This is a genomic window from Plebeiibacterium sediminum (assembly GCF_026013605.1).
In the GTDB taxonomy this organism is placed as follows: Bacteria; Bacteroidota; Bacteroidia; order Bacteroidales; family Marinilabiliaceae; genus Saccharicrinis; species Saccharicrinis sediminus.
This window is the reverse complement of the sequence record NZ_JAPDPJ010000245.1, coordinates 1-707: the sequence shown is the minus strand read 5'-3', so window position 1 is coordinate 707 and position 707 is coordinate 1. Positions and strand designations below refer to the sequence as shown.

Annotated in this window: 1 protein-coding gene; it reads right to left on the bottom strand. The window is 36.9% G+C overall.

The window, feature by feature from the left end; genetic code table 11:
• The coding region (locus OM075_RS25300; RefSeq protein ID WP_301193347.1) for a PorP/SprF family type IX secretion system membrane protein at nt 1-707 on the bottom strand (707 nt) is incomplete at both ends.

The window sequence follows — 707 nt, the reverse complement described above, 5'->3', positions numbered from 1 at the left end:
TAAGCATTTTTATACAAAAACTGACCAGTAATATCTGTTGATGGCGGTGCACCTTCTACTACTTTATTGATAAAAGATGGTTTAAACTTTAAATCGCTGCTTAAATCAAATACATATCCTGCCATTACAAAATAGTGACGACGAAGATCTGATACATTACTGGTGGTCATTTGGTCACCAGACAAATCTGTTTGTATTAATTTTGGAATAGAAAATCCTGCATACCATTTGTTGCTATACAGATACAAGCCCATACCCGCATTGGGTTGTAATTTTTTATCGTAATTACCACTAAAAGAAGCATCGCTACCATTTTGTACAAACACATCGTTTAATCCAACATAGTAGTTATAAATTCCTCCTTTAATACCCATGGACAGAATCATATTTTCTGAAACATTTACCCGATAGGCATAGTTGAAATTGAAATAAGTATTATCAACAGGCCCGTAAGTATCTTTTACGATTGAAAAACCCAAGCCCATTTTATAATTATTTAATGGAGTATGCATGGTTAGGTTATACGTACGCGGCGCACCATCTAAACCTGCCCATTGTAAACGGGACAATAATAATACATTCATCGCATTTCGTGTACCCGCATAGGCTGGGTTCACAGAAACGGTATTAAACATGTATTGAGTGTACAATGGTTCCTGCTGGGCCTTGACCTCTGCTTGTGACAATCCCAAAATAAGCAGTGCGCC